The sequence below is a fragment of the uncultured Lactobacillus sp. genome, from assembly GCF_945290125.1.
GTDB lineage: Bacteria > Bacillota > Bacilli > Lactobacillales > Lactobacillaceae > Lactobacillus > Lactobacillus rizhaonensis.
The window spans coordinates 1-4,397 of the sequence record NZ_CALYQV010000097.1; the positions used below are offsets into that span (position 1 = coordinate 1).

Sequence of the window (4,397 nt, forward strand, 5' to 3'; positions counted from 1 at the left end):
AATTGACGTTTACTTGCTAGGGGATTATTTTGTGGAACAAGCGCAAAAAAGTGATCGGTCATCAGCGGATAAAAAGTAGTCCCTTTTAGATCTTTGGCATCACCCTCACTGGTTAAAAAGATATCAATATCTTCATTTTCTAAGTACTGCTTTAGCTTGTTATGATCCAAGATGGTGACATTGAACTTTACTTTTGGATATTTCAAACTAAATTTCTTTATCCAGTCCGGAATAGTCTTGATATGATAAGGTGTAACTGCACAACCGATATTGATGATATTAGCTTCTTGAGTTTCATTAATCTGAATGCTTTGCAAAGCTAAGTAATATTTATTAATTAGTGGCTTGATTTGATTATAAAAAATCAAGCCATTTTTTGTTGGCACAACGCGTCTTTTATTACGAATAAATAATTGCTGGCCAACTTCATCCTCAATGGCTTTAATAATATAACTAACACTCGGCTGGCTAAGATGTAAATTTTGCGCTGTCCGCGTGAAATTTTGCGTTTCAATCACACTTACAAAAACCCTAAGTTTATTAATTTCCATAATTGTTTTTCCTTATTAAGCATAAAATACTTCTATTTCTATTATAGATATATATCATCTATAATTTTGCTGTAAAAGTTAATTTTTATCATAATTAGCTACTTGTTAGAACAAAAGACGAAATACGAGGTAATACTAATGAGTCAATACAGTGCAGAAGAACAGGGATTTCATAACCAAATAAAAGCGGTGGTTGATGTTGATGAAACTACTGGCAAAATTAAGCGTATCTGGGCCGAAAATGTCATGCCCAACACAATTGGTGCCGCCGGCATTACTACTTGGCTTGCCAATGCTAACCGAACAAAAACGGTTGATGTAGATGCAATCTCTGGTGCCTCAATTTCCACTGGTGCATTGCGGACAGCGGCCATTAAGGCAGCTAATAAAGCAAGCGGAATAGACATAGCTGATGATACCGATACTGCTACGGGTGCTTCCCAGTCAGACACGCCGAATAACCAAGTTCAGGAATTAGCCAATTATCCTCTACTTAAGGAAACAATTACCGCTTGCGACATTGATAACTATGACGGTGAATATGATTTAATCGTGGTTGGCTCTGGTGGTGCGGGTTTGGCTGCTGCTGCCACCGCAGCCGAAAATAATGCTGCCGTGATGGTCATCGAAAAGCAGGGAATTGCTGGTGGAACAACGAACTATTCCGGTGGAGTTATTCAGGCAGCAGGAACAAAATTGCAAAAAGAAACCACTGATTATCAAGATGATACGCCCCAAAAGCATGAACAGGAATACCTAGCTGCAGGCGAAGGCCGCGTATACCCAGAGCTAATTCACGATTTTACCCAAAACTCGCCCGCTAATATTGCGTGGTTAGCTCAGATGGGAATCAAGTGGACCAATGTATATGGACACACGGAAATTCCTTACGCCAAACAATATTTCGCTGATCGTATCCATGTCTATGAAGGTGGTGGAGCTAGCGGCAACGGCATTATTCTTACGCAACATTTACTTAAATATGCCCTAGCTCACGGTGCTAACATTACCTACAACACCGCTGTTGTTGGACTGATTGTGAGTGGTGCCGATGATATGCGCAAGGTTGTTGGTGTCGTTACTGAGAATCAAAATCACACGCTCAAGTACCTAAGAGCAAGACGTGGCGTTATCTTAGCCACAGCTTCAATCGACCAGAATCTTGCACTGGCAAAAGACCTTAGCCCGCAGCACTATGAGGATGTTAAGGCCCATCATTGCTGGTCTGTCCCTACTGACCGCGGTGACGGCATTATCATGGGGATGGCAGCAGGTGCAGCCGTAACTGGCTTTGGCGGTACCATTGACTTTGATGCCCGAACTGGCAACGGAACCGATGATCGAGTACCAACGATTCCTTCAATTTTTGTCAATGGCAATGGTTTAAGATTCGTCAACGAAGATGCTACCTATGCCTATGAATTTCGGGCAATCTTTAACCAAGAAAAGCAGTTAAATAAGCCAACTTACCAAATCTTTGGGCAAGACTCAATCGCAGGAAAAGCCAGTCCATGGAATGAGGAAACATTACTGCGTGATGTCAAAAAAGGGCTTGTGATTAAGGCGGCTACTCTTGAAGAACTAGCAACCAAAATTAACATACCAGTTGAAAATTTACGTGCGAGTGTTTCCACGTGGAACAAAAATGCTGCCACTGGTCGTGATCCAGAATATGGCCGAACAGTTGGACTTGCTGCTTTTTCTGCACCTTATTATGCTTACCGCAACACGCCGGGCAATCTTGGCGCTATTGGTGGTCTCAAAATTAATCAACAATGCAACGTACTCGATGTTTATAATCAACCGATTAATGGGCTTTACGCCGCAGGACTCAATGCTGGCGGCTGGATCGGATCATACTATCCCGGCTCAGGAACAGCTATCGGCGGCATTATTCACCAAGGACGACGAGCAGCCAAGTCCATTCTTGGCTTAGAATAGAAAAAATTTCATGAATAGCGGCTGTGATTACTGCTATTCAAGTAATTAATAAAGGAATTCACAAATGTTAACTACACAATTACAAGATTTTACTTGGCAAGCTGATTATGATGTCATTGTAATTGGCTTTGGTGGCGCCGGTGCCACTGCTGCCAGATTTGCTGCCGATCACAACTGCCAAGTCTTATTAACTGATGTCGCCCCAGCTGGTCATGAAGGCGGCAATACCCGTTACTGTGGCCAGATGATTGCTGGGACTAAGAGTAAAGAGGCCTATCAAAAGTACTATGCCAAAATGACTGCCCCATTCACCCTAGACCAAAAAGTGATGGATACGTTTGTTAATGGCGTTACCAATATGCCGAATTATTTAAGAAAATATCTTCACGTTGAGCCGTTCAGCTTTTTAGATCATCCGGATCGCCCAGCAGTTCAATCAGTTCAAGGCGATTTTCCAGACTATCCAGATTATCCGGGTGCTTCTGAATATAACCTCTATACTGTACACGATGGTAAGCAAATCGAAGATGGTGCATTATGGAAAGTCCTCAGGAATGAGGTTTTAAAGCGGCTGGACCACATTACAATTTGGTACAAATCCCCTGCTATCCACTTACTTCAAAACTCTGCTGGCCGAGTAGTTGGTGCCTTGATTCGCCGAAATGGGCAAGAAATTGCTGTTCATGCCAAAAAAGGAGTTGTACTAGCGGCTGGTGGTTTTGAAAACGATCCAAAGCGAATCCAGGATTATTTAGGCGTACCAAAAATGGTGCCACTGGGCACCCTTTATAATAAAGGCGATGCCATTAACCTAAGCCTTGAAGTCGGTGCTGATCAATGGCACACTAGCGTTTTTAACGGTGGCGGACTCTACCACGGATTAACTTATGCCGTTTCTAAAGGTGAACGTGGCACCTTATCTTTTACTTGGCCGCAGCTTTACACGGGCAGTATCTTCGTTGTTGGCAATGATGGAACCCGCTATTTCCCTGAAGACCAACATTCTAAAGCCGGTTATCTTTTCATTCACGGCTTTGGCAGACATCCCTACTTAACTTCTCAGTCTTGGATTATTTTTGACGAAAAGCAAAAAGCAGAACTTGAACAGATTCAAGACCCTGCTTTACAAAATGCCTTAAACAAGGCAATTGTTGCCGACACTGATCGTGCTTTGGCAACTAAACTAAAATTTGATCCAACTGTTTTTATACAGACAATCAATGATTTTAATACTTTAGCCAAATTAGGCAAAGACTATACTTTTGGACGAAAAAAGACAACTATGCGCCCTCTGACCGATGGCAAACTTTATGCCATCAAGTTGCAGCCAGCCGCTTTAAATACACAAGGTGGACCTAGACGCAATGAAAAAGCTGAAATTATTCGTCCTAATAACACCGCAATCAGAGGATTATATGGTGCTGGTGAAGCTGGCAGTATCACAACAAACCAATATCAAGCAGGGCAAGATGTTGCTGAACTGCTAATCTTTGGTAAAATTGCTGGTGAAAATGTCGCTAACGAGCAGGATGATTTAACTGATAAACTAGTCTTGCTGCCGCCTGAATTTTTAGTTAGCGATGAGCAAATAACTAATTATCAACTTGCCTCTAACCAGTATTTAGGTAAAAGCAATCAGGGGATGGGCAATGAATTAGTCCTTAAAGTAACAGTCAATCAGGACACTAAGAAAATTACGCAAATTGATGTAGTTAAGCAGAGTGAAACTAAAGAAATTGGGCAAAAAGTGATTAAGCCACTTCTCGCTAAAATCATTCAAACAGGCTCAACTAAAGTTGATGCAATAGCCGGTGCCTCGCTCACATCTAAAGCCGTCAAAAGTGCAGTTAATGATGCATTGAAAAAAGTACATTAACTGGCACTGCTATAATAAACGGATTCACT

At 41.9% G+C, this 4,397-nt stretch carries 3 protein-coding genes; 2 read left to right on the top strand and 1 reads right to left on the bottom strand.

The window, feature by feature from the left end:
• Positions 1–551: LysR family transcriptional regulator (locus tag Q0K80_RS09920; RefSeq protein WP_294605924.1), on the bottom strand; the 551-nt coding region annotated here is incomplete at its 3' end.
• Between the two features lie 138 nt (positions 552–689).
• Here Q0K80_RS09920 and Q0K80_RS09925 point away from each other — a divergent pair.
• Positions 690–2,492 carry an FAD-dependent oxidoreductase gene (locus Q0K80_RS09925; protein WP_294605926.1) on the top strand — a complete coding sequence of 601 codons (1,803 nt, stop codon included), beginning with the start codon at positions 690–692 and terminating at the stop codon, positions 2,490–2,492.
• Between the two features lie 64 nt (positions 2,493–2,556).
• On the top strand, positions 2,557–4,368 hold the full coding sequence (locus Q0K80_RS09930; protein WP_294605928.1) for an FAD-binding protein: 1,812 nt from the start codon (positions 2,557–2,559) through the stop codon (positions 4,366–4,368).
• Positions 4,369–4,397: the final 29 nt, after the last annotated feature.

Excerpts from the sequence above, each read along its gene's own strand:
- Q0K80_RS09930 (WP_294605928.1), top strand. The coding sequence starts at position 2,557 with ATGTTAACTACACAATTACAAGATTTTACTTGGCAAGCTGATTATGAT.
- Q0K80_RS09925 (WP_294605926.1), top strand. The coding sequence starts at position 690 with ATGAGTCAATACAGTGCAGAAGAACAGGGATTTCATAACCAAATAAAA.